This is a genomic window from Citrobacter sp. VF227, assembly GCF_052950715.1.
The window spans coordinates 1-457 of record NZ_JBRFVF010000446.1; the positions used below are offsets into that span (position 1 = coordinate 1).

The 457-nt window shown below is 53.0% G+C and carries 2 pseudogenes; both read left to right on the forward strand.

Annotated features, from left to right (window positions below):
- Positions 1-359, forward strand: a pseudogene (locus ACU8YC_RS27250) (ACT domain-containing protein); the annotation flags it as partial.
- A gap of 10 nt (positions 360-369) precedes the next feature.
- Positions 370-457: pseudogene (locus tag ACU8YC_RS27255) on the forward strand (tRNA (guanosine(18)-2'-O)-methyltransferase TrmH); the annotation flags it as partial.

Genomic DNA, 457 nt, shown 5'->3' on the forward strand with positions numbered 1-457 from the left:
CCCACGGCAGCCCGGGTAAAGGTCTGGTGATTCACCATGAATCCTGCCGTAACATTCGTGGATACCAGAAAGAGACTGAGAAGCTTATGGCGGTGGAATAGGATAAGGAGACTGAGCAGGAGTTCATCACTGAGATTAAGGTGGATATGTATAACCACCAGGGTGCTCTGGCGAACCTGACGGCGGCAATTAACACGACCACCTCCAATATTCAAAGTCTGAATACGGAAGAGAAAGATCGCCGCGTCTATAGCGCCTTTATTCGCCTGACCGCCCGCGACCGTGTGCACCTGGCGAATATCATGCGCAACATCCGCGTCATGCCGGACGTGATTAAAGTCACCCGTAACCGTAACTAGAACACGTTTTATGAATGAACAGCGCTACGCACGTATCCGCGGGATGCTCGCACGTCGTCAGCCCGATCTGACCGTCTGCATGGAAGAGGTCCACAAGC